This window comes from Stenotrophomonas rhizophila, from assembly GCF_001704155.1.
Taxonomy (GTDB): Bacteria; Pseudomonadota; Gammaproteobacteria; order Xanthomonadales; family Xanthomonadaceae; genus Stenotrophomonas; species Stenotrophomonas rhizophila_A.
The window spans coordinates 2,656,720-2,681,642 of the sequence record NZ_CP016294.1; the positions used below are offsets into that span (position 1 = coordinate 2,656,720).

The 24,923-nt window shown below is 67.3% G+C and carries 21 protein-coding genes; 8 read left to right on the forward strand and 13 right to left on the reverse strand.

Annotated elements, in window-relative coordinates:
- Positions 1-79: 79 nt before the first annotated feature.
- From BAY15_RS11905 to ligA, 7 genes are all read right to left on the reverse strand, one after another.
- On the reverse strand, positions 80-2,629 hold the full coding sequence (locus tag BAY15_RS11905) for a membrane-bound PQQ-dependent dehydrogenase, glucose/quinate/shikimate family (protein ID WP_068852845.1): 2,550 nt from the start codon (positions 2,627-2,629) through the stop codon (positions 80-82).
- 243 nt (positions 2,630-2,872) lie between these two features.
- On the reverse strand, positions 2,873-5,587 hold the full coding sequence (gene gyrA, locus BAY15_RS11910) for a DNA gyrase subunit A (RefSeq protein WP_068852848.1): 2,715 nt from the start codon (positions 5,585-5,587) through the stop codon (positions 2,873-2,875).
- 289 nt (positions 5,588-5,876) lie between these two features.
- Positions 5,877-6,938: an S-methyl-5-thioribose-1-phosphate isomerase gene (gene mtnA / locus BAY15_RS11915; RefSeq protein WP_068852851.1), complete on the reverse strand. Its 1,062-nt coding sequence runs from the start codon at positions 6,936-6,938 to the stop codon at positions 5,877-5,879.
- Between the two features lie 20 nt (positions 6,939-6,958).
- On the reverse strand, positions 6,959-7,657 hold the full coding sequence (locus tag BAY15_RS11920; RefSeq protein WP_068852854.1) for a DUF3011 domain-containing protein: 699 nt from the start codon (positions 7,655-7,657) through the stop codon (positions 6,959-6,961).
- Positions 7,658-7,813: 156 nt separating this feature from the next.
- The gene (gene epmA / locus BAY15_RS11925; RefSeq protein WP_068852857.1) at positions 7,814-8,758 is read right to left on the reverse strand and encodes an EF-P lysine aminoacylase EpmA; all 945 of its coding nucleotides are present in this window, start codon (positions 8,756-8,758) and stop codon (positions 7,814-7,816) included.
- A complete protein-coding gene (locus tag BAY15_RS11930; protein ID WP_068852860.1) occupies positions 8,755-9,240 on the reverse strand; it encodes a GNAT family N-acetyltransferase in 486 nt (161 codons plus the stop codon). Before BAY15_RS11930 ends, epmA begins: the two co-directional genes overlap by 4 nt.
- An 18-nt stretch (positions 9,241-9,258) precedes the next feature.
- Positions 9,259-11,721 (reverse strand): NAD-dependent DNA ligase LigA, encoded by a 2,463-nt coding sequence (ligA, locus tag BAY15_RS11935; RefSeq protein ID WP_068852863.1) that lies wholly within the window; start codon positions 11,719-11,721, stop codon positions 9,259-9,261.
- 163 nt (positions 11,722-11,884) lie between these two features.
- On the opposite strand from ligA, the gene BAY15_RS11940 reads away from it, so the two are divergent.
- Positions 11,885-13,006 (forward strand): pyridoxal phosphate-dependent aminotransferase, encoded by a 1,122-nt coding sequence (locus tag BAY15_RS11940; protein WP_068852865.1) that lies wholly within the window; start codon positions 11,885-11,887, stop codon positions 13,004-13,006.
- Between the two features lie 3 nt (positions 13,007-13,009).
- On the opposite strand, the gene zipA is transcribed toward BAY15_RS11940, so the two are convergent.
- The 6 genes from zipA to BAY15_RS11970 form a co-directional block, all read right to left on the reverse strand.
- The gene (gene zipA, locus BAY15_RS11945; RefSeq protein ID WP_068852868.1) at positions 13,010-13,744 is read right to left on the reverse strand and encodes a cell division protein ZipA; all 735 of its coding nucleotides are present in this window, start codon (positions 13,742-13,744) and stop codon (positions 13,010-13,012) included.
- A gap of 43 nt (positions 13,745-13,787) precedes the next feature.
- Positions 13,788-17,291 carry a chromosome segregation protein SMC gene (smc, locus tag BAY15_RS11950; protein WP_068852871.1) on the reverse strand — a complete coding sequence of 1,168 codons (3,504 nt, stop codon included), beginning with the start codon at positions 17,289-17,291 and terminating at the stop codon, positions 13,788-13,790.
- 443 nt (positions 17,292-17,734) lie between these two features.
- Positions 17,735-18,184: a 50S ribosomal protein L9 gene (gene rplI / locus BAY15_RS11955; RefSeq protein ID WP_068852873.1), complete on the reverse strand. Its 450-nt coding sequence runs from the start codon at positions 18,182-18,184 to the stop codon at positions 17,735-17,737.
- A gap of 151 nt (positions 18,185-18,335) precedes the next feature.
- Complete coding sequence (gene rpsR / locus BAY15_RS11960) at positions 18,336-18,566, reverse strand: 30S ribosomal protein S18 (RefSeq protein WP_002804494.1); 231 nt, start codon at positions 18,564-18,566, stop codon at positions 18,336-18,338.
- 11 nt (positions 18,567-18,577) lie between these two features.
- The gene (gene rpsF / locus BAY15_RS11965; RefSeq protein WP_068852876.1) at positions 18,578-19,015 is read right to left on the reverse strand and encodes a 30S ribosomal protein S6; all 438 of its coding nucleotides are present in this window, start codon (positions 19,013-19,015) and stop codon (positions 18,578-18,580) included.
- Between the two features lie 165 nt (positions 19,016-19,180).
- Positions 19,181-19,519, reverse strand: a complete 339-nt coding sequence (locus tag BAY15_RS11970) for a HesB/IscA family protein (protein ID WP_068852879.1) — start codon at positions 19,517-19,519, stop codon at positions 19,181-19,183.
- A gap of 129 nt (positions 19,520-19,648) precedes the next feature.
- On the opposite strand from BAY15_RS11970, the gene asnS reads away from it, so the two are divergent.
- The 7 genes from asnS (at position 19,649) to kynU (ending at position 24,916) form a co-directional block, all read left to right on the forward strand.
- On the forward strand, positions 19,649-21,043 hold the full coding sequence (gene asnS / locus BAY15_RS11975; protein ID WP_068852881.1) for an asparagine--tRNA ligase: 1,395 nt from the start codon (positions 19,649-19,651) through the stop codon (positions 21,041-21,043).
- Between the two features lie 22 nt (positions 21,044-21,065).
- The gene (locus BAY15_RS11980) at positions 21,066-21,371 is read left to right on the forward strand and encodes a hypothetical protein (protein ID WP_068852884.1); all 306 of its coding nucleotides are present in this window, start codon (positions 21,066-21,068) and stop codon (positions 21,369-21,371) included.
- Positions 21,368-21,682 (forward strand): hypothetical protein, encoded by a 315-nt coding sequence (locus tag BAY15_RS11985; protein ID WP_068852887.1) that lies wholly within the window; start codon positions 21,368-21,370, stop codon positions 21,680-21,682. The genes BAY15_RS11980 and BAY15_RS11985 overlap by 4 nt, the downstream gene beginning before the upstream one ends.
- A 7-nt stretch (positions 21,683-21,689) precedes the next feature.
- Positions 21,690-22,319: an FMN-binding negative transcriptional regulator gene (locus tag BAY15_RS11990; RefSeq protein ID WP_068852889.1), complete on the forward strand. Its 630-nt coding sequence runs from the start codon at positions 21,690-21,692 to the stop codon at positions 22,317-22,319.
- Positions 22,319-22,981, forward strand: coding sequence for a carbonate dehydratase (gene can, locus BAY15_RS11995; protein ID WP_068852892.1), 663 nt, complete (start codon positions 22,319-22,321; stop codon positions 22,979-22,981). The genes BAY15_RS11990 and can overlap by 1 nt, the downstream gene beginning before the upstream one ends.
- Positions 22,982-23,005: 24 nt before the next feature.
- Complete coding sequence (locus tag BAY15_RS12000) at positions 23,006-23,518, forward strand: 3-hydroxyanthranilate 3,4-dioxygenase (RefSeq protein WP_068852895.1); 513 nt, start codon at positions 23,006-23,008, stop codon at positions 23,516-23,518.
- A gap of 120 nt (positions 23,519-23,638) precedes the next feature.
- Complete coding sequence (gene kynU / locus BAY15_RS12005) at positions 23,639-24,916, forward strand: kynureninase (RefSeq protein ID WP_068852898.1); 1,278 nt, start codon at positions 23,639-23,641, stop codon at positions 24,914-24,916.
- The last annotated feature ends 7 nt before the right edge of the window (positions 24,917-24,923 follow it).

Genomic DNA, 24,923 nt, shown 5'->3' on the forward strand with positions numbered 1-24,923 from the left:
TCTACCCTAGCCCGGGTCGGGCGGCCGACTAACAGTCGGCTCTACCGCAGGGGCAAAAGCAGCCGACTAACAGTCGGCTCTACCGCGGGCTCTGACCGTTCTTGCTCGCCTTCGGCAGCGCGTATGCCATCACGTAATCGCCGGCCGGGGTTTCCATGAAATGGTGGCCGCCGGCCATGATCACCACGTACTGGCGGCCGTCGTATTCGTAGACCATGGGGTTGGCCTGGCCACCGGCGGGGAGCTTGGCGTGCCACAGTTCCTTGCCGGTCTTCAGGTCGATGGCGCGCAGCAGGTCGTCGGTGGCGGCGGCGATGAAGATCAGGCCGCTGGCGGTGAGCGCCGCGCCGCCGTTGTTCGGGGTGCCGATCTCGATCGGCAGGCCGGAGCGGATGCCGAACGGGCCGTTGCCGCGCGCGCTGCCGAACGGACGGTCCCAGAGCAGCTGGCCCGTGCGCAGGTCGATGGCTCGGATGCCCCCATACGGCGGCTGCTTGCACAGCAGTCTGGTGAACGGCAGGCGCCAGCCTGCGTTGACGTCGATGGCATAGGGGGTGCCAGTCTGCGGGTCCCCTGCCCCTTCGGCGCCGCCGCGGTCGGCACGCACCTGCTCACGTGGCACCCAGCCCTTGCGGTCCGCTTCGGCGCGCGGCACCAGCCGGTTGTAGTTGGGCATATCGTGGTAGTTGGCCACGATCACGCCATGGCGCGGATCCACCGCGACGCTGCCCCAGTCCGAACCGCCGTTGTAACCCGGGTATTCGATGGAATGGCGGTCTGCAGTGGGCGGCGTATAGAAGCCCTGGTAACTGGCATTGCGGAACTGGATGCGGCACACCAGCTGGTCAATCGGCGTGATGCCCCACATGTCGCGCTCGGTCAGGTCGGGCTTGCGCAGCGTGTGGTACAGCGAAAACCGCTGGGTCGGCGCGCGTTGTTCGGGCTCAACTCCGCCGCCGGGCACCGCGCGCTCTTCCGCCGGCGTCAGCAGTTCACCGGTGCGCCGGTCCAGCACGTACAGGTCGCCCTGTTTGGTCGGCAGCAGGATCGCCGGCACCTTGCCGGCGGCGGTCGGGTAATCGATCAGCGTGGCCTGTGAGCCGAGGTCGTAATCCCAGACATCCTTGCGCACGGCCTGGAAGTTCCACACCGGTTTGCCGGTGGCCACATCCAGCGCCACCAGCGAGGTCGCATAGCGGTTCTGGTTTTCAGTGCGCGAACCGCTCCAGTAGTCGCCCGCCGAATTGCCCATCGGCAGGTACACCAGCCCCAGCTGCTCATCGCCGGTCGCGGTGGTCCACATGTTGGGGGTGCCGCGCGTATAGGTCTGGCCCTGCGGTGGCAATCCGCTGCGGTCGGGTGCATCCATGTCCCATGCCCAGCGCAGCTTGCCGGTCTGTGCGTCGTAGGCCTGGATGACCCCGGACGGGGCATCGCGGCGCTGTCCGTCCAGCACCTGGTGGCCGGTGACGATCACCCCGCGCACGATCGCCGGCGGCGAGGTAATGGAGACATAGCCCGGTGGCACCTCGCCCATGCCCAAGGTGATGTCGACCTGGCCATTGTTGCCGAAGCCCGGGCACGGCCGGCCGGTGGCGGCGTCGACGGCGATCAGGCGCCCATCCAGCGTGCCTTCGATGATGCGTGCCGCGCACAGCGCGCGGTTGCCCGCGGCGAGCGGCCGGTTGCCCATGCTGGGCGGTGGTTCGGGCAGCGCCAGGTCGGCGGCGACGTCGGCCAGCACCGGATCCACCTGCGGCACGCCGGGCACTTCGTAGTAGGCCACCCCGCGACATGCGGCCGTGTAGGGAATGGATGCGTCTTTCACCTTGGGATTGAAGCGCCAGCGCTCCTTGCCGGTGGCCGCGTCGAGCGCGATGAGCTGGTTGCGCGCGGTGCACAGGTACAGGCTGTCGCCCACCTTGAGCGGGGTGGTCTCGGCGCCCCAGCGCTTCTTCGGCAGGTCGCCGGTGCGGAACTGCCAGGCCAGCTCAAGGTCGCCGACGTTGGCCGGCGTGATCTGCTGCAGCGGTGAATAGCGCGTGCCCGCGTTGCTGCGGCCCCAGGCGGTCCAGTCGCCCGGTGCGGGCTGGTCGGCCGGTTGCGGGCTGGCCTCGCGGGTCGGGGCGAGTCCGGTACCGGCGGCATCGACCGGGAACGCCTGCGCACCGGCCACTGCGCCGTGCGGGACGAAGGCCAGGGTGAATGCCACCGCGAACACCAGTCCCAGCACCCCGGCCAAGGTGCGGGAGATGCGCCGCGGCACCGGCGTGCGCAGGGTCGGCAGCAGCAGCGCAAGCAGGAAGCCCAGCGCGGTGATCACGCCCAGGCGCGGCACCCAACGCCAGTAGTCACTGCCCGATTCCCACCATGTCCACAGCAGCGTACCGACGAACACCAGGAGGTAGGCCCATGCGCCGGCGCGGCGATTACCCCACAGGAGCACGCCTGCGGCAAGCAGTCCTGCCCCGGCCAGGACGTAGTACCAGGACCCGCCCAGTTGCGCGAGCCAAGCGCCCAGGCCGCCCAGTACAAGTCCGAGGAGCAGCAGGACCAGCGCGAGCACGGTGATCAGGGGGTGGCGCGGCGGCAGCACCACGGGCGGCTCTGAGGTCGGCACAGCGGACATCGGTGTTCTCCCCGGTACGGCGGAACCCTGGATGCTGCCGGCCTCCCCTGCTGGCCGGTTTTTTTGAAGCTTATGCCTGTTCGGGTGTGAATGGGGTGGGATTTTCTTCGGGCTTCCGGATGGGCGGCCTGGGCCGGCCAACGGCCGGCGCTACCGGACATTGAGCGCGCCGGAGGGCTCCAGGTGCCGGAAACGAAGAACGCCGGCGTTGGCCGGCGTTCTCCGTAGTGCGTTGCGGGTGGATCAACCCTGCGGGTTTTCGTCGCCTGCGACCGCTGCCGGGGCGGTGTCGACCGGCGTTGCCGCAGTCTCCACCTCGTCCTCGACATCGTCGATGGACGCATCCATCCGCTCCACCGCCTGCAGCTTCTCGTCCTTGGACAGGCGGATCAGGGTCACGCCCTGGGTGTTGCGGCCCACGCGCGAGATTTCCGAGCCGCGGGTACGCACCAGGGTGCCACCGTCGGAGATCAGCAGGACCTCGTCGCGCGAGCCCATCAGCACCGCGCTGACCAGCTTGCCGTTGCGCTCGGTGGTCTGGATGCCGATCACGCCCTGGGTACCGCGGCCCTTGCGCGGGTAATCCGGCAGCGGGGTGCGCTTGCCGTAGCCGTTCTCGGTCGCGGTCAGGATGTACAGCATGCTGTCGTCGTCGCCACCTTCGATCACGGCATCGCCGTTCTCGACCGTGGTCTCTTCCACCTGCACGTCGTCTTCGCTCTCGTCCTCGCTGCCGCCGGCACGCTCGGCCACGATCAGGCTGACCACTTCCTCGCCCTTGGCCATCTTGATGCCGCGCACGCCGGTGGCGGTACGGCCCATCGAGCGGACCCGGTCTTCGCCGAAGCGCACGGTCTTGCCGTTGGAGGCGAACAGCAGGATGTCGCGGTCGCCGTCGGTCAGGCCGACGCCGACCAGCGCGTCACCCTCGTCGAGGTTGATCGCGATCTTGCCGCGCGCCAGGCGGAACGCGAACTCGCTGAGCGGGGTCTTCTTGACGGTGCCGTTGCGGGTGGCGAAGAACACGAACTGGCCTTCGGCGTATTCGCGTACCGGCAGCACGGCCTGCACCCGCTCACCGGATTCCAGCGGAATCCAGTTGATGATCGGGCGCCCGCGCGCATTCGAACCGGCTTCGGGCAGCTGGTGTACCGGCAGCCAGAACACCTTGCCCGAGCTGGTGAAGGTCAGCAGGGTGTCATGGGTGTTGACCAGCCACAGCTGTTCGATGAAATCCTCTTCCTTGGTCGACGCCGCGCTGCGACCACGGCCGCCGCGACGCTGGGCTCGGTAGGCACTGACCGGCTGGCGCTTGACGTAGCCGGCGTGCGACACGGTGACCACCACGTCTTCCGGCGCGATCAGGTCCAGGATGTCCAGGTCTTCTTCGCTGTGGCGGATCTCGGTGCGGCGTTCGTCGCCGAACTCGGTGCGCACGTTGATCAGCTCTTCGCGGATGACCTGCAGCAGGCGGTCCGGATCTTCCAGGATGTGGATCAACCCGGCGATGGTTTCCAGCAGCAGCTTGTACTCTTCGGTCAGGCGGTCCTGCTCCAGCCCGGTCAGGCGGTGCAGGCGCATTTCCAGGATCTGGGTGGCCTGGATCTCGGTCAGCTGGTAGCCACCCTCGATCAGGCCCACGCCCTTCGGCAGGTCTTCCGGACGCGAGGTTTCCGCGCCGGCGGCACCCAGCATCGAACCGACCAGACCCGGTTCCCACAGGCGCGCGAGCATGCGCTCGCGGGCTTCATTGGGATTGGGCGAGGTCTTGATCAGTTCGATCATCTCGTCGATGTTGGCCAACGCAACGGTCAGGCCTTCCAGCACGTGGGCACGGGCGCGCGCCTTGCGCAGCTCGAACACGGTGCGGCGGGTGACCACTTCGCGGCGGTGGCGCACGAAGGCCTCGAGCATCTGCTTGAGGTTCATCAACTGCGGGCGGCCATCGACCAGCGCCACCATGTTGATGCCGAACACCGATTCCATCTGGGTCTGCTGGTAGAGGTTGTTCAACACAACTTCCGCCGACTCGCCGCGCTTGATTTCGATGTAGATGCGCATGCCGTCCTTGTCGGACTCATCGCGCAGCTCGCTGATGCCTTCGAGCTTCTTTTCCTTGACCAGCTCGGCGATCTTTTCGATCAACCGGGCCTTGTTCACCTGGTACGGGATCTCGGTGACGATGATCGATTCGCGGCCGTTGTCGGCCACTTCGATATCGGCCTTGGCGCGGATGCGCACCCGGCCACGACCGGTGCGGTAGCCGGCGACGATGCCGGCGGTACCGTTGATGATGCCGGCGGTGGGGAAATCCGGGCCCGGGATGTACTCCATCAGGCCGTCAACGTCGATCTCGGGGTTCTCGATCAGCGCGATGCAGGCGTTGATCGCCTCGGTCAGGTTGTGCGGCGGGATGTTGGTCGCCATGCCCACGGCGATACCGGCCGAACCGTTGACCAGCAGGTTGGGGAACCGGGTCGGCATGACCGTCGGCTCCAGTTCCTTTTCGTCGTAGTTGGGCTGGAAATCGACGGTTTCCTTGTCGATGTCGGCCATCAGCTCATGGGTGAGCCGCGACATGCGCGCTTCGGTGTAACGCATCGCCGCAGCGGAGTCGCCGTCGACCGAACCGAAGTTACCCTGGCCGTCCACCAGCATGTAGCGCAGCGAGAACGGCTGCGCCATGCGCACCAGGGTGTCGTACACCGACTGGTCGCCATGCGGGTGGTACTTGCCGATGACGTCACCGACGATACGCGCCGACTTGTAGTAAGGCTTGTTGCTGTGCGCGTTCAGCTCGTTCATCGCGTACAGCACGCGGCGATGCACCGGCTTGAGGCCATCGCGCGCATCCGGGAGGGCGCGCCCCACGATCACGCTCATGGCGTAATCGAGGTAGCTCTTGCGCATCTCGTCTTCCAGGTTGACCTGGATGATTTCCTTGGCGTTTTCTGCCATTCGGGTTCCGTTGTCTGGTAGCGGTCCAGTCCGTCGCGCCGGCCCTTGCGGGGCGGCGGCGTCGGAATCTCGATTAACTGACGGAGTCTACCACAACGGGGCCCTTTCCGCCGCCGTTTACGGTGTTTTTACCTGCAGGAATCAGGGACTTAGGTGCGGCTTCGGGACAATTGCGCAAGACCGCCGATGTGAGGGCCGATCGGCACCGCCCGGGCCGACCAACGGTCGGCGCTACTGCAACCCCACGGCCACGTCATCCCGGTAGCGCCGGCCGTTGGCCGGCCCACGGTCAACCGAACGCAGCCTGCATGTTGGCCACGGTGGGATTCAGGATCACGCCCTTCTCGGTCACGATGGCGTCGATCAGCTCGCCCGGGGTGACGTCGAACACCGGATTCCAGGCGGCAATGCCTTCGGCCACGGTGCGGGTACCCCCCACGCCATACAGCTCGCCCGGGTCGCGCTGCTCGATCTCGATCTGCGCACCGTCGGCGGTGTCCATGTCCACCGTGGACGACGGCGCCACCACCATGAACTTCACCCCGTGGTGGCGGGCGGCGATGGCCAGCTGGTAGGTGCCGATCTTGTTGGCGGTGTCGCCGTTGGCACAGATGCGGTCGGCGCCGACGATCACCCACTGTACCGCCCCGGTCTTCATCAGGTGCGAAGCGGCCGAATCGGCGATGAGCGTGGCGTCGATGCCGTCCTGCTGCAGCTCCCACACGGTCAGGCGCGCGCCCTGCAGCCACGGCCGGGTTTCGCCGGCAAACACCTTGGCGATGCGGTGCTGGGCCATGCCCGCGCGGATCACCCCCAGCGCGGTCCCGAAGCCGGCCGTGGCCAGCGAACCGGTGTTGCAGTGGGTCAGCACGCCGCTGCCGGCATCGATCAGGCCGGCGCCCAGCGCGCCCATGTGGCGGTTGGCGGCCAGGTCTTCGTCGGCGATGGCCTGCGCTTCGCGGGCCAGCACCTGCGCCCAGTCAGCACCGGCGGGCGCCACGGCGCGGCGCATGCGTGCCAGCGCCCAGGCCAGGTTGACGGCGGTCGGGCGTGACGCGTTCAGGCGTTGCAGCGCCGGTTCCAGCTTGGCCAGCGCCTGCGCCCCATCATCGGCCTGCACCTGCTGCGCGGCCAGCACCACGCCCCAGGCCGCGGCGATGCCGATGGCCGGCGCGCCGCGCACGGTCAGCGCATGGATGGCCTCGGCCACCGCGTCGCTGTCACGGCATTCCACATGCTCCACCACGAACGGCAGCTTGCGCTGGTCGAGCAGCTGCAGGGAATCACCGGTCCACAGGATCGGACGGATGTGGTCGTAGCGGGCGTAATCGATGTCGGGGGATGCGTTCATCCCGTCATTGTAACGGGCGCTCAATTCACATGGAATTCGGCGCGGCAGCCGTTGTCCACCCATACCCCGCGGGCATCCCAGCCCCAGTCGCGGCCTTCCTCGCAGGGGCTGCCGGACAGCTGCTTGACCAGCGTGGCGCTCTTGCTGATGCCCGCCCCGCAGAACCGGCGCTGGCGCGACTTGGATTCGCAGACCAGCGGGCGCGGCACATCGAGGAACCCACTGCCATCGGCCGCGCCCACCTCGAAGTCGCCCTGGCAGCCTCGGGTAACCCACACCTCGTTGCGCTTGACGCCCCAGCTGTGCCCTTCCCGACACGGCATCGCCGACAACTGGCGCAGCAGCCGCACCGGCGCGCCCTGCAGGATCACCGGGCAGCTCTGCGGGCGGCCATTGGATTCGCAGCGCAACACCCGGCGCACCTTGCGTTCGCCACCGGTGCTGCCGGGAGCGCCACGGCTGCGGAACTCAGCCCGGCAGCCGAGCGTGACCCACACCCCGGTGCGATCGGTGCCCCATTCCGAGCCGCGCACACAGCTGTTGTCGGACAGTTGGCGGACCAGGTCGACGCCGTTGGCGACCGGCATGTCGCAATGCACCCATTCCATGTCGCGCGATTGGCAGCGCACCACCTGCCCGGCATAGCCGGTTTCGGCCCACGCGGACAGCGGCAGGCAGGAGGCGAACAGCACCAGCCCCAACGCCGGCAGGCGCCACATCAGGGCGGACGGCGTTGGTGCAGCAGCTTCCACCCGTTTCATCAACTCCATACACGCCGCCACTGAACGATTACGTCGCCACCATCCGACATCGGGTGTGATAAGAGCATCATCACGCAACCCGCGCAAGACACTTTCATGGAGACTTCACTACGTTCAGGCGTGGGCGAAATCGAATGCCAGCACATCGGCAATCCGGCCGGTACGGTTCATCGCCATCAACAGGCGGTCCACGCCTACCGCCACGCCTGCGCAATCCGGCAGCGCGGGCAGTGCGTCAAGCAGGCGCTCGTCCAGCGGCGGCAGCACGCTGCCGCGCGCCTGCCGCACCGCGTGGTCGCGCACGAAGCGGGCGCGTTGTTCGTCGGCATCGTTGAGCTCGTGGTAGCCGTTGGCCAGCTCGACCGCGCCCAGGTACAACTCGAAACGTTCGGCCAGCGGCGGCATGCCCGGCCGCACCCGCGACAATGCGGCCTGACTGGCCGGCCAGTCATGCACCACCGTCATCTGGCCATCACCGAGATGCGGCTGGATGCAGTGGGTCATCAGCAGGTCCAGCCAGTCGTCGCGGGTCAGCCCGTCGGCATCGATGCGAACCCTGGCCAGCGGCGCCTGCAGCTGCTCAAGGCTGGCCTCGAACGGATCCAGCCCCACGTGCGCCTGGTACAGACTGCGATAGTCGAGCACCTGCAGTGTCGCGTCGCGTCCGACCAGCGCCAGTGCCGCGCGCACCAGCGCCACGGTTTCATCGATCAAGCGGTGATGATCCCAGCCGACCCGGTACCACTCGAGCATGGTGAACTCGGGATTGTGGCGCCCCCCCGCTTCGCCGTTGCGGAATACCCGGCCCAGCTCGTAGCAGTCGCCCACGCCCGCGGCGAGCAGCCGCTTGAGCGGGTACTCCGGCGAGGTGCGCAGCCAACGCTGGGCGCTGCCTGCATCGACGTGGCCACTGAAACGCGTGTGGAAACTGTCGATGTTGGGTTCGGTGTTGCCGGCCTCCGAGAGGATCGGCGTTTCCACTTCCAGCACGTCGCGTTCGGCAAAGAAGGCGCGGATCAGCGCGTTCAACGCCGCACGCTGGCGCAACGCGGCGATCACGCCCGCGCGTCCCGCAGGCGGCTGGCCAGCTGCAGGGTGAGCAGGCTGCGGGTGTCATCGACATAACCGGTGGCCAGGTACAGCCGGCGCGCCAGCTCGTTGTGGTGGTTCACCTCCAGCCGCATGCGCTCCACCCCGCGCGCGTTGGCGCGCTGTTCCAGGATGGCCAGCGCCTGTTTGCCGCGGCCACGGCCGCGTGCGGCATGGCTGAGGTACAGCTCGTCGAGCAGCGCGAAATGACCGCCCTGCTCCAGGCTGAAGCCCATGGCCAGCGCGGCATGGCCAACGACCTCACCGGTCTCGGACAGCCACAGCAGCACTTCACCGTTGCGCGGGTCTTCCAGCAGTGCGGCCAGGGCGCGGCGCACGCGCGCTTCGTCGAAGTCCAGCTGGTCTTCGGCGTAGAACTCGCGCATCAAGCCGACCACCAGTTCGGTGTCGGCGACAGTGGCGAGGCGGAAGTCGAGGGGGGAAGTCTGCATGAAGGATTCAATCCGTTTTCAGTGGGCCGCCAGGAACGCGACCAGGCGGTCTTCATCCCAGACATCGATGCCCAGTTCGGTGGCCTTGGTGAGTTTGGAGCCTGCCTCGGTGCCGGCGACGACGAACGAGGTCTTTTTCGAGACGCTGCCGGCGACTTTGGCGCCCAGCGCTTCCAGGCGCTCCTTGGCTTCGTCGCGGGTCATCTGGGCGAGCGTGCCGGTCAACACCACGGTCTGGCCCTCAAGCGGTCCTTCGCTCTGGGAGGCGGCCTCAGGGGCGCGCTCCAGCAAGGTGCGCAGGTACGCATCGGCCTTGAGCAGCATCGGCCCATGCCCTTCGCGGTCGAGCCAGTCAGCCACGCCCAGCGCCACTTCATTGGGCAGGCCGGCAGCAACCAGCTGCACCGGTTCGGCATCCAGCACGCTGGCGGCATCGGGCAGCATGGCGGCCAGTTTCTCCGCGCGCAGGCGGGTGATCCCGGGGATTTCGGCCTCGACCAGCAGCTGCGCGAAGTCCAGCCCGTCGCGCAGCTTGGCGCTGGGCGGATGGGCGTCGCTGATGCGCACCTGCCCGACCTGCAGCAGGGCGTCGATGGCCTCCTGGTTGCCCGGCTGCTCGAAGAAGTGGCCGAGCGAGCGCGCCACTTCACCGCCGATGTCCGGCACGCGCTTGAACAGCGGCCACGGCAGGTGGCGGATGAGTTCCAGGTCACCGAACCAGGTGGCCAGCGCCTTGGCCGTGCTTTCGCCTACGTGTTCGATGCCCAGCGCGAACAGCAGCCGTTCCAGCGTGGTGGTGCGGCTGGCGTCGATCGCGGCGATCAGGTTGTCGGCCCACTTGGTGGCGATCTTCTTCGTGTTCCAACTGAAGGTCGCTTCCAGGGCAAGGGCACGGGCGCGCCAGCTGTCGTCGGTGGCATCCAGCGCCAACACCTCGCGCAGGTACTGGCCACTGCCTTCGGGCGGCAGGTGCAGGCCGATCTGGTTGGCCAATGCCTGCGGCGATTCGGCGTCCAGCACCAGCTTCAACTGCAGCAGCTGGTCGCGGGTGATCCGGTAGAGGTCGGCCACGCCCCGCACGATGCCGGCATCGACCAGGGTTTCAATGTACTTGCCACCCAGTCCGTCGATATCCATCGCGCGGCGCGAGGCGAAGTGCGCGATGGCTTCCTTGCGCTGCGCCGGGCAGCTGAGCTCGCCCGAGCAGCGCCAGGCGGCCGCGCCCTCCTCACGCACGATCTCCGAGCCACATACCGGGCACTGGGTCGGCATGCGCCACGGCGAGGTACCCGCCGGGCGGCGGTCGGCGATGACGCTGACCACTTCGGGAATGACATCGCCGGCGCGGCGTACGATCACCGTATCGCCCACGCGCACGTCCAGCCGCTCGATCTGGTCGGCGTTGTGCAGGGTGGCGTTGGACACGATCACCCCGGCCACGGCAACCGGGTGCAGGCGCGCCACGGGGGTGGCCGCGCCGGTACGGCCGATCTGGATTTCGATCGCCTCCACCGTGGTGGTCTGCTCCTGCGCCGGGAACTTGTGCGCGATGGCCCAGCGCGGAGCGCGCGACACAAAGCCCATCTGTTCCTGCCCGGCACGATCGTCAAGCTTGTAGACCACGCCGTCGATATCGAAGGCCAGGCCATCGCGGCGTTCGCCGATGTCACGGTAATAGGCGAGCAGGCCCTCGCTGCCCTCCACCACCTGGCACAGCTCGCTGACCGGGAAACCCCACCCCTTGAGCTGGGCCAGCGTGGCCGAATGGGTCGGCGGCAGTTCACCGCCCCGCACTTCGCCGGTGCCGTAGGCATAGAAGCTCAGCTTGCGCCGCGCGCTCATCTTCGGATCGAGCTGGCGCAGCGAGCCGGCGGCGGCGTTGCGCGGGTTGGCCAGCACCTTGCCTTCGTGCAGGCGCGCATCGGCGTTGTAGGCCTCGAAATCGGCGCGGGCCATGTACACCTCGCCACGCACTTCCAGCACCTGCGGCCAGCCACTGCCCTGCAGCGTGTGTGGGATCACCTTGATCTGGCGCAGGTTGGCGCTGACGTCCTCACCCGTGGTGCCGTCGCCACGGGTGGCGCCCTGCACGAAGCGGCCGTCTTCGTAACGCAGGCTGATGGCCAAGCCATCGAGCTTGGGTTCGGCCGAGAAGCGCACGGTGTCGCGGCGCAGGCGCTCACTGATGCGGCGCACGAAATCCTGCACTTCCTCATCGCTGAAGGCGTTGCCCAGCGACAGCATCGGCACTGCATGGCGCACCTCGGCAAAGCGCGAGGCCGCCTTGCCACCGACCCGCTGCGTGGGCGAATCGGCATTGACCAGCTCCGGGTGGGCCTGTTCCAGCGCTTCGAGTTCGCGCACCAGGCGGTCGTACTCGGCGTCGGGAATCAGCTGCTCATCGCGGTCGTAGTAAGCCTTGCCGGCCTCGTCGATCTGGCGGCGCAGGATCTCGGCACGTTGGGCGGGACTGGGACTCATGCGACAGGCATCCTGGTAGGGCTGTGAATTCTAGGCGCTGCCGTAAACAACGACCACCCGCGCGGTCCGCGTCGGAATCCGACGCACTACCGCCGAAGTGGCTTGCCGGCCCCGCCGCGTGGCGCTAGCGTGCCGGAATTGTCCCGCCTTGGGTGTTCCTGCCATGTCATCGACCGTCACGTCCCGCCGTTCCTTCCTGCAGCTGGCCGGTACCGGCCTGGCCCTGTCCGGTATCGGCCTGGGTCCTGCGGTTTCCAGCGCCGCCCTCCCCGCCCGCGCTGCAGGTACCGGCCCGGTGCTGCTCAACTTCAATGAAAGCCCGTACGGTCCGTCGCCTGCCGCGCAGGCCGCCGCGCGCGCGATCGTGGCCGACAGCGGGCGCTACCTGTTCGCCCTGGCGGGCGAGCTGCGCGATGCGTTCGCGCAGCAGGAAGGCCTGGCTGCCGAGCGCGTGCGGCTGTTTCCCGGCTCCAGCGAACCGTTGAACCGCGCCGCCGTGGTCTGGACCTCCCCCAGCGCCGGTCTGGTAGTAGCCGACCCGACCTTCGAAAGCCTGGGGGACCTGGCCGCCGCGCGCGGTGCCACGGTGGTGAAGGTGCCGCTGCGGACCGATGGTGCGCACGATATGCGGGCGATGGTGGATGCGGCCAGGCAGGTCAACGCCGGGTTGCTGTACCTGTGCAATCCCAACAATCCCACCGGCTCGATCACGCCCGCCGGCGACATTGCCTGGTTGCTGGCGAACAAGCCGGCGCAGACGCGCCTGCTGGTGGACGAGGCCTACCTGCAGTTCAGCGCACAGCGCTCGGTGATCGCGCAGGTGATGCAGCGCGATGACGTGATCGTGCTGCGCACCTTCTCCAAGCTGTACGGCATGGCCGGGTTGCGCCTGGGGGTGGCCGCGGCCCATCCGGACCGGCTGCGCGAACTGGCCAGCCTGGGCGACAACCCGCTGCCGGTGACGGCGTTGGCGGCAGGGCTGGCGAGCCTGCGTGAGCCTGGGCTGGTGGAACAGCGTCGCGAGCAGAACACACGGGTGCGGCAGGCCACCGTGGAATGGCTGCAGAAGCGCGGTTTCCGCTGCCTGCCGACAGAGGCCAACTGCTTCATGGTCGATGTGCAGCGCGATGGCGCGGCATTCACCAGGGCGATGGCCGAACGTGGCGTGGTGATCGGCCGCAGCTGGCCGATCTGGCCGGAGGTCGTCCGCGTGAGCGTGGGCACCGAAGCGGAGATGGCCGCGTTCCGCGACGCATTCTCAGCGGTAGTTGGATTGAAAGGTTGACGGTTACCAGCGCGGGGCTTTGGTCAGTGGCGGCGCCTGGTGCTGCCGGTCGTAAGCACGCAGCTCGTCACGGATGTGTGCGATGCGCTGGCGGCCGAGGCTGGCCTTGCTGTCGTCAAGCACGACCGCATCGAGCAGCTCGGCCATGCGCTCCACCGTCGGCAGCATCTTTTCCCAGGCATCCAGAGCGGTCATCGGCGCCGGCAGGGTCAGGAAGAAGGCGATGGCCGGGGTCTCCATCTCGCGGATGGTGGCCATGTCGAAACTGCCGGGCTTCATGATGCTGGCCATGGAGAAGATCGGGCCGCGCTCGGGGTGGCCTTCCACCAGCCGGTGGAACACGTTCATGTGGCCGAACACCAAGCCGGTCTTTTCGGCGGCCACGACGATGTCTTCGCCGCGCAGCATCTCGCCGGCGCGGGCGGCCACGAACAAGGACACGATCTTGTCGAAATCCTGGCTGGCGCGCTTGCCCAGGTCGCTGGCAGGGCTGGCATCCACCTCGGGCAGGCCCAGTTCGGCCTGGGTTACGCCGTTCTCATCAGTGAAGCCGGCGCCGGCGGCACCCGCTTCCTGTTCGCCCAGCAGCGGTTCACGGCGCTGGCCTGCAGCACCGTCGGCACCTTCCACGCGGCGGCCCTGCGATTTTTTACGCGGCCGGCCAAACAGGAAGATCGCAGCAATCAGCAGCAGGCCGGCGGCCAGGATGCCGATGCGGAGCATTGCCATGTCGGACATTCGAGGGGTCTCCGGCTAAATACGTTCAGGTAAGCATGGCACGTCAGGCCGCGCCCGCCAATCGTGCTGCCTCTTCCAGGTCCACGCTGACCAGGCGGCTGACGCCCGGCTCGCGCATGGTCACGCCCGAGAGCTGGTGCGCTGCCTCCATCGTGGCCTTGTTGTGGCTCACGAAGAGGAACTGCACCTTCTCGCTCATTTCCTTGACCATGTTGGCCAGGCGGCCCACGTTGGCTTCATCCAATGGCGCGTCCACTTCGTCCAGCAGGCAGAACGGCGCGGGGTTGAGCTGGAAGATCGCAAATACCAGCGCCACCGCGGTCATCGCCTTCTCGCCGCCGGACAGCAGCGAGATGCTGGACACCCGCTTGCCAGGCGGGCGCGCCATGATGGTCACACCCGTGTCGAGAAGGTCTTCACCGGTCAGTTCCAGGTACGCGTGGCCGCCACCAAACAGGCGCGGATACAGCTGCTGGACCCCGGCGTTGACGCGGTCGAAGGTGTCCTTGAAGCGGCCGCGGGTCTCGCGGTCGATCTTGCGGATGGCGTCTTCCAGGGTTTCCAGCGCGGTGGTCAGGTCGGTGTTCTGCGCATCCAGGTACTCCGAGCGCTGCGAGGCCTCGCCGTACTCCTGGATGGCGGCCAGGTTGACCGGCTCCAGCCGGCGCATGCGGCCATCGATCTGGTGCACGGTCTGTTCCCAGTCGCTGATGCGGGCATCTTCGGGCAGGGTGTTGATCACATCCTGCAGCACGAACCCGGCCTTCTCGACCGAAGCGGTGAGCTGTTCCGCGCTGAGCACCAGCGCCTGCTGGTCGAGCTTGCGCTGGGAAATGCGCTCGCGCTGGGCCAGGGCCTGTTCGTCGCGCTGGTGGCGGGTCTGTTCGAAGGTGCGCAGTTCGGCATCGATGCCTTCCAGCAGCGTGCGCGCTTCGCCCAGCACGCGGTCGGCGCGCACACGCTCGCCGAGTGCGTTCTGGTGTTCGGCTTCCAGGGTCAGCACCGGCGAATCGCCGTCGTCGAGCTGGGAATGCAGTTCGCCCAGGCGCGAGTCAAGCTGGCCACGCTGGGTGCTCATGCGCTCCAGGGCCTGGCTCAGCGAGGCCACCTGGGTGCGCTGCGATTCGAGGGTCAGGGCCAGCGAATGCGCACTCTCGCGCACGCTGCGCGCGGCTTCGCGGGCGCGGTCGCGGGCTTCGCCGAGCTGGCGGCGCTCGCTTTCCAGCGCATGGCGGACCGATTCCAGGTCGCCCATGCTGTTGACCGCTTCATCCAGGCGCGCACGGGCTTCGCGCACCTGTTCGCGGCTGGCGTCCAACGTCTCCAGCAGCTGCGAGAGCTCGCCTTCGATGCGGTCAATGCGGTTGCGGGCGGCTTCGACCTTGCCCTGCTGGCTCTGCAGCTGGCCACCCAGTTCGGACACGCTGCGGTGGGCAACGTAGAGCTGGCGCTGGGCGTCTTCGCGCTGCTGTTCGCCGGCCAGCAGCTGGTCACGGAAACCGGCCAGCCGGTTCTCCAGCTCGGCTTCGCGTTCCTGCAGGGTATCGATCTGTTCGCGCAGGCTGACGATCTCGCGTTCGCGCAGCAGCGCGCCCTGCTTGGCCGCGCCCGAGCGCGACACGCGCACCCAGCCTTCGCCCAGGCGTTCGCCGCCCCGGGTGATCACCGAATCGCCCTCGCCCAGCGAGGCCTGCAGCGCACGCGCCTGTTCCAGGTCCTCGGCGGCATGCAGGCGGGCCAGCAGGCGGCGGATCGCGGTGGGGCCCTCCACCTTGGCCGCCAGCGAGGTCGGGGCGACCTGCAGCGGGCTCTGGTCGGCGGAGACCAGCGCGATGCGCCCGTCACCCAGCTCGGCCAGTGCGCCCACCAGCTGTTCCGGTGCATCGACCAGCACGCCTTCGATCAGCTGGCCCAGCGCGCTTTCCACGGCGTTTTCCCAGCCGCTCTCCACCGTGAGGCGTTCGCCGACGCGCGCGCCCGAATCCAGCCCGTGCTGCTTGAGCCACGCCACCGCTGCGCCCTGCTCCTGCCCGAGCGCGGCCTGCTGCAGGGTTTCCAGCGAGGACAGCCGGCCACGCGCGGCCTGGGCCTGCTTGCGGATCTCGGCGAGCTCGGTCTGCCCGGTGCGCTGGCGCTCCTGCAGGCCGGCCACGGCTTCCTTGCGGGCTTCCACCTGCTCGGTGAGCCCGTCCAGCGAGGCTTTCTGGGTTTCGTGCTGCAGCTGCAGCTCGTCGAACACTTCGGCCAGCGCGTCCAGGTCCAGCCCGGTGCGCTCGCCAGTGAGGGCTTCGCGGCGGCGATCGGCTTCGAGCACCTGGCGGTCAAGGTAGTCGACGCGGGTGCGCTCGACTTCACCGGCGCGCGAGGCCTCGGAGGTCGTGCGGGTATGTGCTTCCCAGCGCGCCTGCCAGTCGGCCAGTCTGGCCTCGGCGTCGCGCAGGGCTTCCTGCTTGATCTCGTTTTCTTCCTGCAGCTGTTCGAGCTGCGGCTCGGCCAGCTCCACCGCTTCGCGCAGAACCATCAGCCGCGCTTCGTCGCCGCTGATGTGCTGGCCCAGTTCGGCTAGCGCCTGCTGGGTTTCGTCGCGGGCCTTGTGCAGGCGCTGGGACATTTCGCGCTGGTGCTGGATCTGCTGTTCCAGCCGGGCCAGCGTGCTGCCCACCTGGTAGACCTCGGCCTGGGCGGTACTCAGGGCATCAGCGGCTTCTTCGCGGCGCACGCGGCTGGTTTCAATGCGGGCTTCGGCGTCGCGCTGTTCGGCGATGAACTGCTGCAGCCGGGTTTCTTCCTGGGACAGCGCTTCGCGCAGGCCGCTGAGGCGGGTATCGAGGTTGCGGAACTCGAGCGCCTTCCACTCGGCATCCTTGACCCGCCGCTCTTCCTGCAGGCCCTGGTACTGCTCGGCCTGGCGCGCCTGGCGCTTGAGGTGTTCGAGCTGCTTGCCGATTTCCTCGCGCAGGTCGCCCAGGCGGTCGAGGTTCTCGCGGGTGTGGCGGATGCGGGTCTCGGTTTCCTTGCGGCGCTCCTTGTACTTGGAGATGCCGGCGGCTTCTTCCAGGTAAACGCGCAGGTCTTCGGGGCGGGCTTCGATGATCTGGCTGATCATGCCCTGTTCGATGATGGAGTAACTGCGCGGGCCCAGGCCGGTGCCGAGGAACAGGTCGGTGATGTCGCGGCGGCGGCACTTGGTGCCGTTGAGGTAATAGTTGCTGCTGCCGTCGCGGCTGACGGTGCGCTTGACCGAGATTTCGTTGAACGAGGCGTACTCGCCGCTGATGGTGTGGTCGGTATTGTCGAAGATCAGTTCGACGGTCGCCTGCGACACGGGCTTGCGCGCGGACGAGCCGGAGAAGATCACGTCGGTAAGCGAATCGCCACGCAGGCGGCTGGCCGAGCTCTCGCCCATGACCCAGCGCACCGCATCGATGATGTTGGACTTGCCACAACCATTGGGCCCGACCACGCCGGTCATGTTGGTGGGCAGATGCAGGGTGGTCGGGTCTACGAAGGACTTGAAGCCGGACAACTTGATCGTGGACAGACGCATGGCGTGGTTGGCTTTAGGACAGTCGCGATGGGCCGAGTATAACGGCGCGGGTGTTTTGCGGGCGGTTAGGGGCGCGGGGGCCGTCAGACGGGTACAGCCACGCCCTGCGTGGCTGCCGTTCCAATCCGCCGGCGACCAGCTTTCGGGGGAGGCCGGCGGGCAGCCCCTGTAGCGACTGTCAAAAACATGGATGTTTTTGCCAAGCCCCCAAGGATGGGTTTACGGCGTGTCCCGTAAGGGGCTGCCCGACGGCCTCCCCGGCACGTAGCAATGAGACGCCGGCTGTTTGCTGTTGCTGTCGCTGTTGCTGTTGGATTCCAACGAGCGATGACGGGTTCCCAAGGCCGACCAACGGTCGGCGCTACCGGGTGTCAGCCGCCCGGAAACAAAAACGGGCACCCTCGCGGGCGCCCGTTTCAGCGATTCCAGCCTTGCGGCAGGGATCAGGCTTCGGCTTCCACCACCACCTTGACGGTGGTTTCGACGTCGGCGTGCAGGTGGATGACCACCTCGTACTCGCCCACGTTGCGGAAGGCGCCTTCGCCCAGGATGACTTCGCTCTTTTCCAGCGGCAGGCCGGCCTTGGTGAAGGCTTCGGCGATGTCACGCGGGCCAACCGAACCGAACAGCTTGCCTTCGGTCGATGCATTGGCGGCAACGGTGACGCTCTTGCCTTCCAGCGCAGCCTTGCGGGCTTCGGCGTCGGCCAGGATCGAGTCGGCCTTGGCCTGGTACTCGGCGCGCTTGGCCTCGAACTCGGCCACGTTGGCGGCGGTAGCCGGAACGGCCTTGCCGGTCGGGACGAGGAAGTTGCGGCCGTAGCCCGGCTTCACTTCAACCTGGTCGCCCAGGCCGCCGAGGTTGGTGACCTTCTGGATGAGAATCAGCTTCATGGTGCAGCTCCAATATATGTATTCGTTAGCGAGGCAGGCCCCGCAGCGTTTGGCTGTCCGAATATCCGAACGGTAGACCCGGCACCGCCCGCTGCCAAACGGCGCGGGCGGTGGGGACTACGAAAGCGGCGACCGGGGTCGCCGGCTTTCATCAGACGTCGTGGTTGTCGGTGTACGGAATCAGGGCCAGGAAACGGGCGCGCTTGACGGCCGTTGCCAGCTGGCGCTGGTACTTCGACTTGGTACCGGTCACGCGGCTCGGCACGATCTTGCCGTTCTCGGTGAGGTACTGGCGCAGGGTGTTGAGATCCTTGTAATCGATCTCCTTGACACCTTCGGCCGTGAACTTGCAGAACTTGCGGCGACGGAAGAACTTGGACATGTCAGTGCTCCTTAAGCGGCCGAAGCGGCGTCGTCGCCGGCATCGTTGTCAGCGGCGGGGGTGGTTTCGCCTTCTTCGTCATCACGACGACGACGCTCACCACGCTCGGGCTTGTCGCCCTTCTCGTCCTTGCTCTTCATGATCAGCGACTGCTCGGTGTCGGCGCCCGGGCGCACGATGACCAGGTTGCGCAGCACGGCGTCGTTGAAGCGGAAGCTTTCGGTCAGTTCGCTCAGCACGGCCTGGTCAACTTCGATGTTGAGCATGACGTAGTGGGCCTTCACCAGGTTCTGGATCGGGTAGGCCAGCTGACGACGGCCCCAGTCTTCCAGACGGTGGATGGTGCCGTTGCCGTTCTCGACCAGCGCCTTGTAGCGCTCGATCATGGCCGGAACCTGCTCGCTCTGGTCCGGGTGGACCATGAACACGACTTCGTAATGACGACTCATGTGTATTTACCTTTCGGATGTGGCCCTTTCGGGCCGGACAGCCCCCCGCAGGTGAACGCGGTGGAGCAAGGGTCCTGCCAGGAATCAGGCAGGAAGCCGCGCATTATCGCAGCAGAAGCGGTTCCGGGCAAGCCAGGCGGCGCCGCGGGGGCACCGGGGCCGGATTCAGGCCTTGTCGGCCTCGGTGGTGAAGCTTTCGCCGCAGCCACATTCGGCAGTCGCGTTCGGGTTCCTGAACGTGAAGGTTTCGCTCAGCCCCTGCTTGCCGAAGTCGATTTCGGTGCCATCGACCAGGGCCAGGCTGTCGGCGTCCACGTAGATGCGCACCCCTTCCTGCTCGAACACGGTGTCGCCGGGGCGCTCGTCGCGGGCCAGGTCGGTGACGTGGCCCCAGCCCGAACAGCCGGTGCGGGTCACGCCGAAGCGCAGGCCCAGGGCACCCGGGGTCTGGGCCACGAACTTCTCGACACGGGTGAAGGCAACAGGGGTGAGGGTGACAGCCATGACGGACGACTCCAGCAGATGGGACACATTATAGGTCCACGGCCCAGTCAGAAATGCCTCGCAAGCAGAACGCTGCAACCGTTAAACTCCTCGTTCAGAGATCGAGTCGATCAACAGAGGATTCAAGTCATGACGGTGGTCAGCGTTGAACATGCGCTTGCCGGGAAGATCCCGGAAGGCGGCGAGGCAACAGTACGGGGCTGGGTACGTACGGTGCGCGGCTCTGCGGCGCTTGCCTTCGTCAATGTCACCGATGGCTCCTGCTTCGCCCCCATCCAGGTGGTGGCCAATGACACCCTGGGCAACTTCGACGCGGTGAAGGCGCTGACCCCGGGCTGCTCGGTCATCGCCCGCGGCACCCTGGTCAAATCCCAGGGCAAGGGCCAGTCGTTCGAGATCCAGGCCAGCGACATCGAGATCGTCGGCCTGGTCGAAGACCCGCTGACCTACCCGATCCAGCCCAAGCCGATGAGCGCCGAGTTCCTGCGCGAAGTGGCCCACCTGCGCCCGCGCACCAACCTGTTCGGCGCGGTCACCCGCATCCGCAACTGCCTGGCCCAGGCCGTGCACCGGTTCTTCCACCAGAACGGGTTCAACTGGATCAGCACCCCGATCATCACCACCTCCGACGCCGAAGGCGCCGGGCAGATGTTCCGCGTCTCCACGCTGGACATGGTGAACCTGCCGCGCACCGCGCAGGGCGAGGTCGATTTCAGCCGCGACTTCTTCGGCAAGGAAACCTTCCTGACCGTGTCCGGCCAGCTCAATGTCGAGGCCTACTGCCTGGCGCTGAGCAAGGTGTACACCTTCGGGCCGACCTTCCGCGCCGAGAACTCCAACACCACCCGCCACCTGGCGGAGTTCTGGATGATCGAGCCGGAAATCGCCTTCGCCGACCTGGCCGAAGACGCGCGCCTGGCCGAGCAGTTCCTGAAGTACCTGTTCCGCGCGGTGCTCGACGAGCGCGGCGACGACCTGGCCTTCCTGGCCGAGCGCGTGGACAAGAACGCGATCAGGAAGCTGGAAGACTTCATCAACGCGCCGTTCGAACAGATCGACTACAGCGAAGCGGTGAAGCTGCTGCAGAACTCCGGCAGGAAGTTCGACTTCCCGGTCGAATGGGGCCTGGACCTGCAGACCGAGCACGAGCGCTGGCTGACCGAGGAACACATCGGCCGCCCGGTGGTGGTGACCAACTACCCCGAGCACATCAAGGCCTTCTACATGCGCCTGAACGACGACGGCAAGACCGTGGCCGCGATGGACGTGCTGGCCCCGGGCATCGGCGAGATCATCGGCGGCAGCCAGCGCGAAGAGCGCCTGGACGTGCTGGACGCGCGCATGGCCCAGTTCGGCCTGGACCCGGCCCACTACGGCTGGTACCGCGATTTCCGCCGCTACGGCTCGGTGCCGCACGCCGGTTTCGGCCTGGGCTTCGAGCGCCTGGTGGTATACGTGTGCGGGCTGGGCAACATCCGCGATGCGATCCCCTACCCGCGCGCACCGGGCAGCGCCGAGTTCTGATCCTTTCCACGGAGGCACGCCCATGACCCTGTTCTTCGCGCTGTGCTTCGTCGGCGTGGCGATCGCCGGGTTCAGTGCCTTCGTGATCTTCTGGCCGCTGACCCTGGTTCATATCCGCGACCGCCACCCTGCCCTGGCCAACCGCTTCGGCAGTGGTGCCTTCCTGCGCCCGGACGCGCTGCGCTGGCTGCTCGGCCGCGATTACCGCGACACCCCCGACCGTTCGCTCTCGGGGCTGGCCACGCCGGCCTGGCTGTCGCTGCTCACCCTGCTGGCCGGACTGGGCATGGCCGCCCTGCTCTGGCTGCTTTCGATGGTACTGACATGACTGACATCACCGCCCACCACGACCAGTGGTTCCTCGCCAGCCTGGGCAACACCCTGATCTGGGCACGCCTGCGGGTCCGCCCGGGCGGCACCGCCGAAGTGCTCGACAGCGACGGCAATACCCTCAGCTACGACAGCGAAGACACTGCCCGTTCGCAGCTGTTCGACGCCGAGTTCGTGGCGTTTGATGGCCTGGACGAGGAAGACGCGCTGATCCGCGGCTTCAGCCTGCACGAAGTCAGCCCGCCCCAGGCCGACAGCGACGACGCGCTGCGCGGCCACATGGTGGTCAGCCTCGGCGCGCGCGCCTGAGCCGAGCATGTTCATCCCGGCCGACTTCGTTGAGACAAACCTGGCCTGGCTGGACCGCCTGCTGGAACGCGATGCGTTCGTCACCGTGGTCACCACCGGCAGCGACGGCCTGCCGCAGGTGACCCTGCTGCCGGTGGCGTACCGGCGCGACGGCGATGACATCCTGATCGAAGGCCACTGGGCCCGGCCCAACCCGCAGGCCGGCCACGCCGGACCCGCGCTGGTACTGGTGCACGGCCCGCACGGCTACGTGTCGCCGGGCTGGTATCCGGACAAGGACGCAATGGCCCGCGTACCGACCTGGAACTACGCGGCCGCCGAACTGCGCGGCACGCTGGAACCGGTGACCGATCCGGACGCCCTGATCGACATGCTGGACCGGCTCAGCGCCAGGTACGAGGCGCAGGTCGGCGGCGATTGGGACCTGCTGCCGATCGAGCCCCGCCAGCGGCGCATGCTGGCCGGCATCGTCGGCTTCCGCTTCCGCGCCCAGCAGGTGCAGATCAAGCTCAAACTGAGCCAGAACCATCCCCAGGCCAACCAGCACGGCGTGATCGACGCGCTGTCGGCCCTCGATTCCCCTCCTTCGCATGAGCTGGCGCAGTGGATGCGCTGGAAACTTGAGGTACCGCACTGATGAAAGACATCCACAAGCTGCTGCAGAACAACCGCGACTGGGCCGACCGGATCGAGAAGGAAGACCCCGAGTTCTTCCACCAGCTGGCCAAGCAGCAGCACCCGGAATACCTGTGGATCGGCTGTTCCGATTCGCGCGTGCCGGCCAACCAGATCATCGGCATGGCCCCGGGCGAGGTGTTCGTGCACCGCAATGTGGCCAACGTGGTGGTGCACACCGACCTGAACTGCCTGAGCGTGATCCAGTACGCGGTGGACCAGCTGAAGGTGAAGCACATCCTGATCGTGGGCCATTACGGCTGCGGCGGCGTGCATGCCAGCCTCAACAACACCCGCGTGGGCCTGGCCGACAACTGGCTGCGCCATGTGGGCGACGTGGCGCAGAAGCATGCCGCCATCATGGATGCGATCGAAGAGCCGGAACTGAAGCACGCCCGGCTGTGCGAACTCAACGTGATCGAGCAGGTGGTCAATGCCTGCCGATCGACCATCGTGCAGGACGCCTGGGCGCGTGGCCAGAAGCTGATGGTGCACGGCTGGGTCTACAGCCTGAAGGACGGCCGGGTGCGCGAGATGGGCATCGACGTGGGCAGTCCCGAGGAACTGCAGCCGGCCTACGAAAAGGCCCTCTCCTACGTTCCGCGCCACGGCCGGCGCGACTGACCCTTCCTGCAGGAACCCACCGCCATGCTTGCGCCCCCGATCAACCTGCTGGGCTGGATCGAAGAGAACCGCCACCTGCTCAAGCCGCCGGTGGGTAACAAGATGATCGAGAACGGCGACTTCATCATCATGGTGGTGGGCGGGCCGAACAGCCGCACCGACTTCCACTACGACGAAGGCCCGGAGTGGTTCTACCAGCTGGAAGGCGAGATGCTGCTGAAGGTGCAGGAAGACGGCGCGGCGCGCGACATCCCGATCCGCGCCGGCGAGATCTTCCTGCTGCCGGGCAAGGTGCCGCATTCGCCACGCCGCCCGCCCGGCGGCGTCGGCCTGGTGGTGGAGCGCAAGCGACTGGCGCACGAACGCGACGGCGTGATGTGGTTCTGCGAGCGCTGCAATCACAAGCTGTACGAGGTGTTTTTCACCCTCGAGAACATCGAGACCGACCTGCCGAAGGTGTTTGCCGAATACCAGGCATCCCTGGACCTGCGCACGTGCGACGCGTGCGGGCACGTGGATCCGTTGCCGGCGACCTGATTTGGACCGAAACCGGCTATCTGGCGCCATGTCACGCCGTTTTCGGCCCCTATGTCGGATTCATCCCATAGGTCAAACAGATAGATAAACTGTGCTTTCACAGACAACATCTATCGTCCAATGTCCGAGCTCCTCAGCCGCACCCATGCCACCGCCCTGGACGCCGCCGACCCGCTGCGTGCGCTGCGTGCTGAATTCGTCTTCCCCCAGCACAACCACCGCGACCAGACCTATTTCGTCGGTAATTCGCTGGGCCTGCAGCCGCGCGGGGCCAAGGCGGCGGTGCAGGAGGTCATGGACAAATGGGGTGCGCTCGCCGTGGAAGGCCATTTCACCGGCGAGACCCAGTGGCTGGGCTACCACCGCCTGGTCAATCGGCAGCTGGCCCAGGTAGTGGGCGCCCTGCCCAGCGAAGTGGTCGCCATGAACACGCTGAGCGTGAACCTGCACCTGATGATGGTCAGCTTCTACCGGCCCAGCGCCGAACGCCCGGTGATCCTGATGGAAGCCGGCGCCTTCCCGACCGACCGCCACGCGGTGGAATCGCAGCTCCGCTTCCACGGCTTCGACCCGGCCACCGACCTGGTCGAAGTCCAGCCGGATGAGCCCAACGGCACCATCTCGCTGCAGGCCATCGAACGCGCCATCACCGAACACGGGCCGCGCCTGGCGCTGGTGCTGTGGCCCGGGGTCCAGTACCGCAGCGGCCAGGTATTCGACCTGGATGCGATCACCCGCATGGCCCGCCTGCAGGGCGCCCGGGTCGGCTTCGACCTGGCCCACTCGGTCGGCAACGTGCCGCTGCAGCTGCACGACATCGCGCCGGACTTCGCCGTGTGGTGCCATTACAAGTACCTCAACAGCGGCCCCGGTGCCGTGGCCGGCTGCTTCGTGCACGAACGCCACCACCGCGACACCAGCCTGCCGCGCTTCGCCGGCTGGTGGGGGCATGAGGAAGCCACCCGCTTCAAGATGGCTCCGCAGTTCGTGCCGGCGGTGGGCGCCGAAGGCTGGCAGCTGAGCAACCCGCCGGTGCTGGGCCTGGCCCCGCTGCGGGCCGCGCTTGACGTGATCGACAAGGCCGGCGGCATCCAGGCCCTTCGCGACAAGTCGCTGCAGCTCACCGGCCTGCTCGATGCACTGGTCCGCGCCCGCCTGCCCGGCGTGCTCGAAGTGCTCACCCCCAGCGAGCCGGAACGCCGTGGCTGCCAGCTGTCGCTGCGCGTGCTGGCCGGCCGTGAACGCGGCCGCAACCTGTTCGAATACCTGCAGACCGTGGGCGTGCTGGGCGACTGGCGCGAACCCGATGTGATCCGTATCTCGCCCACCCCGTTGTACAACCGCTACCTTGACCTGCACCACTTCGTCGAGGAAGTGGAATCCTGGGCCGGCCTGTAAGCCGCCC

Coding starts and splice junctions, on each gene's coding strand:
- rplI (WP_068852873.1), bottom strand. CDS start 18,184: ATGAAGCTGATTCTCATCCAGAAGGTCACCAACCTCGGCGGCCTGGGC.
- BAY15_RS11970 (WP_068852879.1), bottom strand. CDS start 19,519: ATGGCTGTCACCCTCACCCCTGTTGCCTTCACCCGTGTCGAGAAGTTC.
- BAY15_RS11985 (WP_068852887.1), top strand. CDS start 21,368: ATGACTGACATCACCGCCCACCACGACCAGTGGTTCCTCGCCAGCCTG.
- BAY15_RS11940 (WP_068852865.1), top strand. CDS start 11,885: ATGTCATCGACCGTCACGTCCCGCCGTTCCTTCCTGCAGCTGGCCGGT.
- rpsR (WP_002804494.1), bottom strand. CDS start 18,566: ATGTCCAAGTTCTTCCGTCGCCGCAAGTTCTGCAAGTTCACGGCCGAA.
- ligA (WP_068852863.1), bottom strand. CDS start 11,721: ATGAGTCCCAGTCCCGCCCAACGTGCCGAGATCCTGCGCCGCCAGATC.
- BAY15_RS11905 (WP_068852845.1), bottom strand. CDS start 2,629: ATGTCCGCTGTGCCGACCTCAGAGCCGCCCGTGGTGCTGCCGCCGCGC.
- BAY15_RS11930 (WP_068852860.1), bottom strand. CDS start 9,240: ATGCAGACTTCCCCCCTCGACTTCCGCCTCGCCACTGTCGCCGACACC.
- BAY15_RS11990 (WP_068852889.1), top strand. CDS start 21,690: ATGTTCATCCCGGCCGACTTCGTTGAGACAAACCTGGCCTGGCTGGAC.
- mtnA (WP_068852851.1), bottom strand. CDS start 6,938: ATGAACGCATCCCCCGACATCGATTACGCCCGCTACGACCACATCCGT.
- smc (WP_068852871.1), bottom strand. CDS start 17,291: ATGCGTCTGTCCACGATCAAGTTGTCCGGCTTCAAGTCCTTCGTAGAC.
- kynU (WP_068852898.1), top strand. CDS start 23,639: ATGTCCGAGCTCCTCAGCCGCACCCATGCCACCGCCCTGGACGCCGCC.
- gyrA (WP_068852848.1), bottom strand. CDS start 5,587: ATGGCAGAAAACGCCAAGGAAATCATCCAGGTCAACCTGGAAGACGAG.
- BAY15_RS11920 (WP_068852854.1), bottom strand. CDS start 7,657: ATGTGGCGCCTGCCGGCGTTGGGGCTGGTGCTGTTCGCCTCCTGCCTG.
- can (WP_068852892.1), top strand. CDS start 22,319: ATGAAAGACATCCACAAGCTGCTGCAGAACAACCGCGACTGGGCCGAC.
- BAY15_RS11980 (WP_068852884.1), top strand. CDS start 21,066: ATGACCCTGTTCTTCGCGCTGTGCTTCGTCGGCGTGGCGATCGCCGGG.
- BAY15_RS12000 (WP_068852895.1), top strand. CDS start 23,006: ATGCTTGCGCCCCCGATCAACCTGCTGGGCTGGATCGAAGAGAACCGC.
- zipA (WP_068852868.1), bottom strand. CDS start 13,744: ATGTCCGACATGGCAATGCTCCGCATCGGCATCCTGGCCGCCGGCCTG.
- asnS (WP_068852881.1), top strand. CDS start 19,649: ATGACGGTGGTCAGCGTTGAACATGCGCTTGCCGGGAAGATCCCGGAA.
- rpsF (WP_068852876.1), bottom strand. CDS start 19,015: ATGAGTCGTCATTACGAAGTCGTGTTCATGGTCCACCCGGACCAGAGC.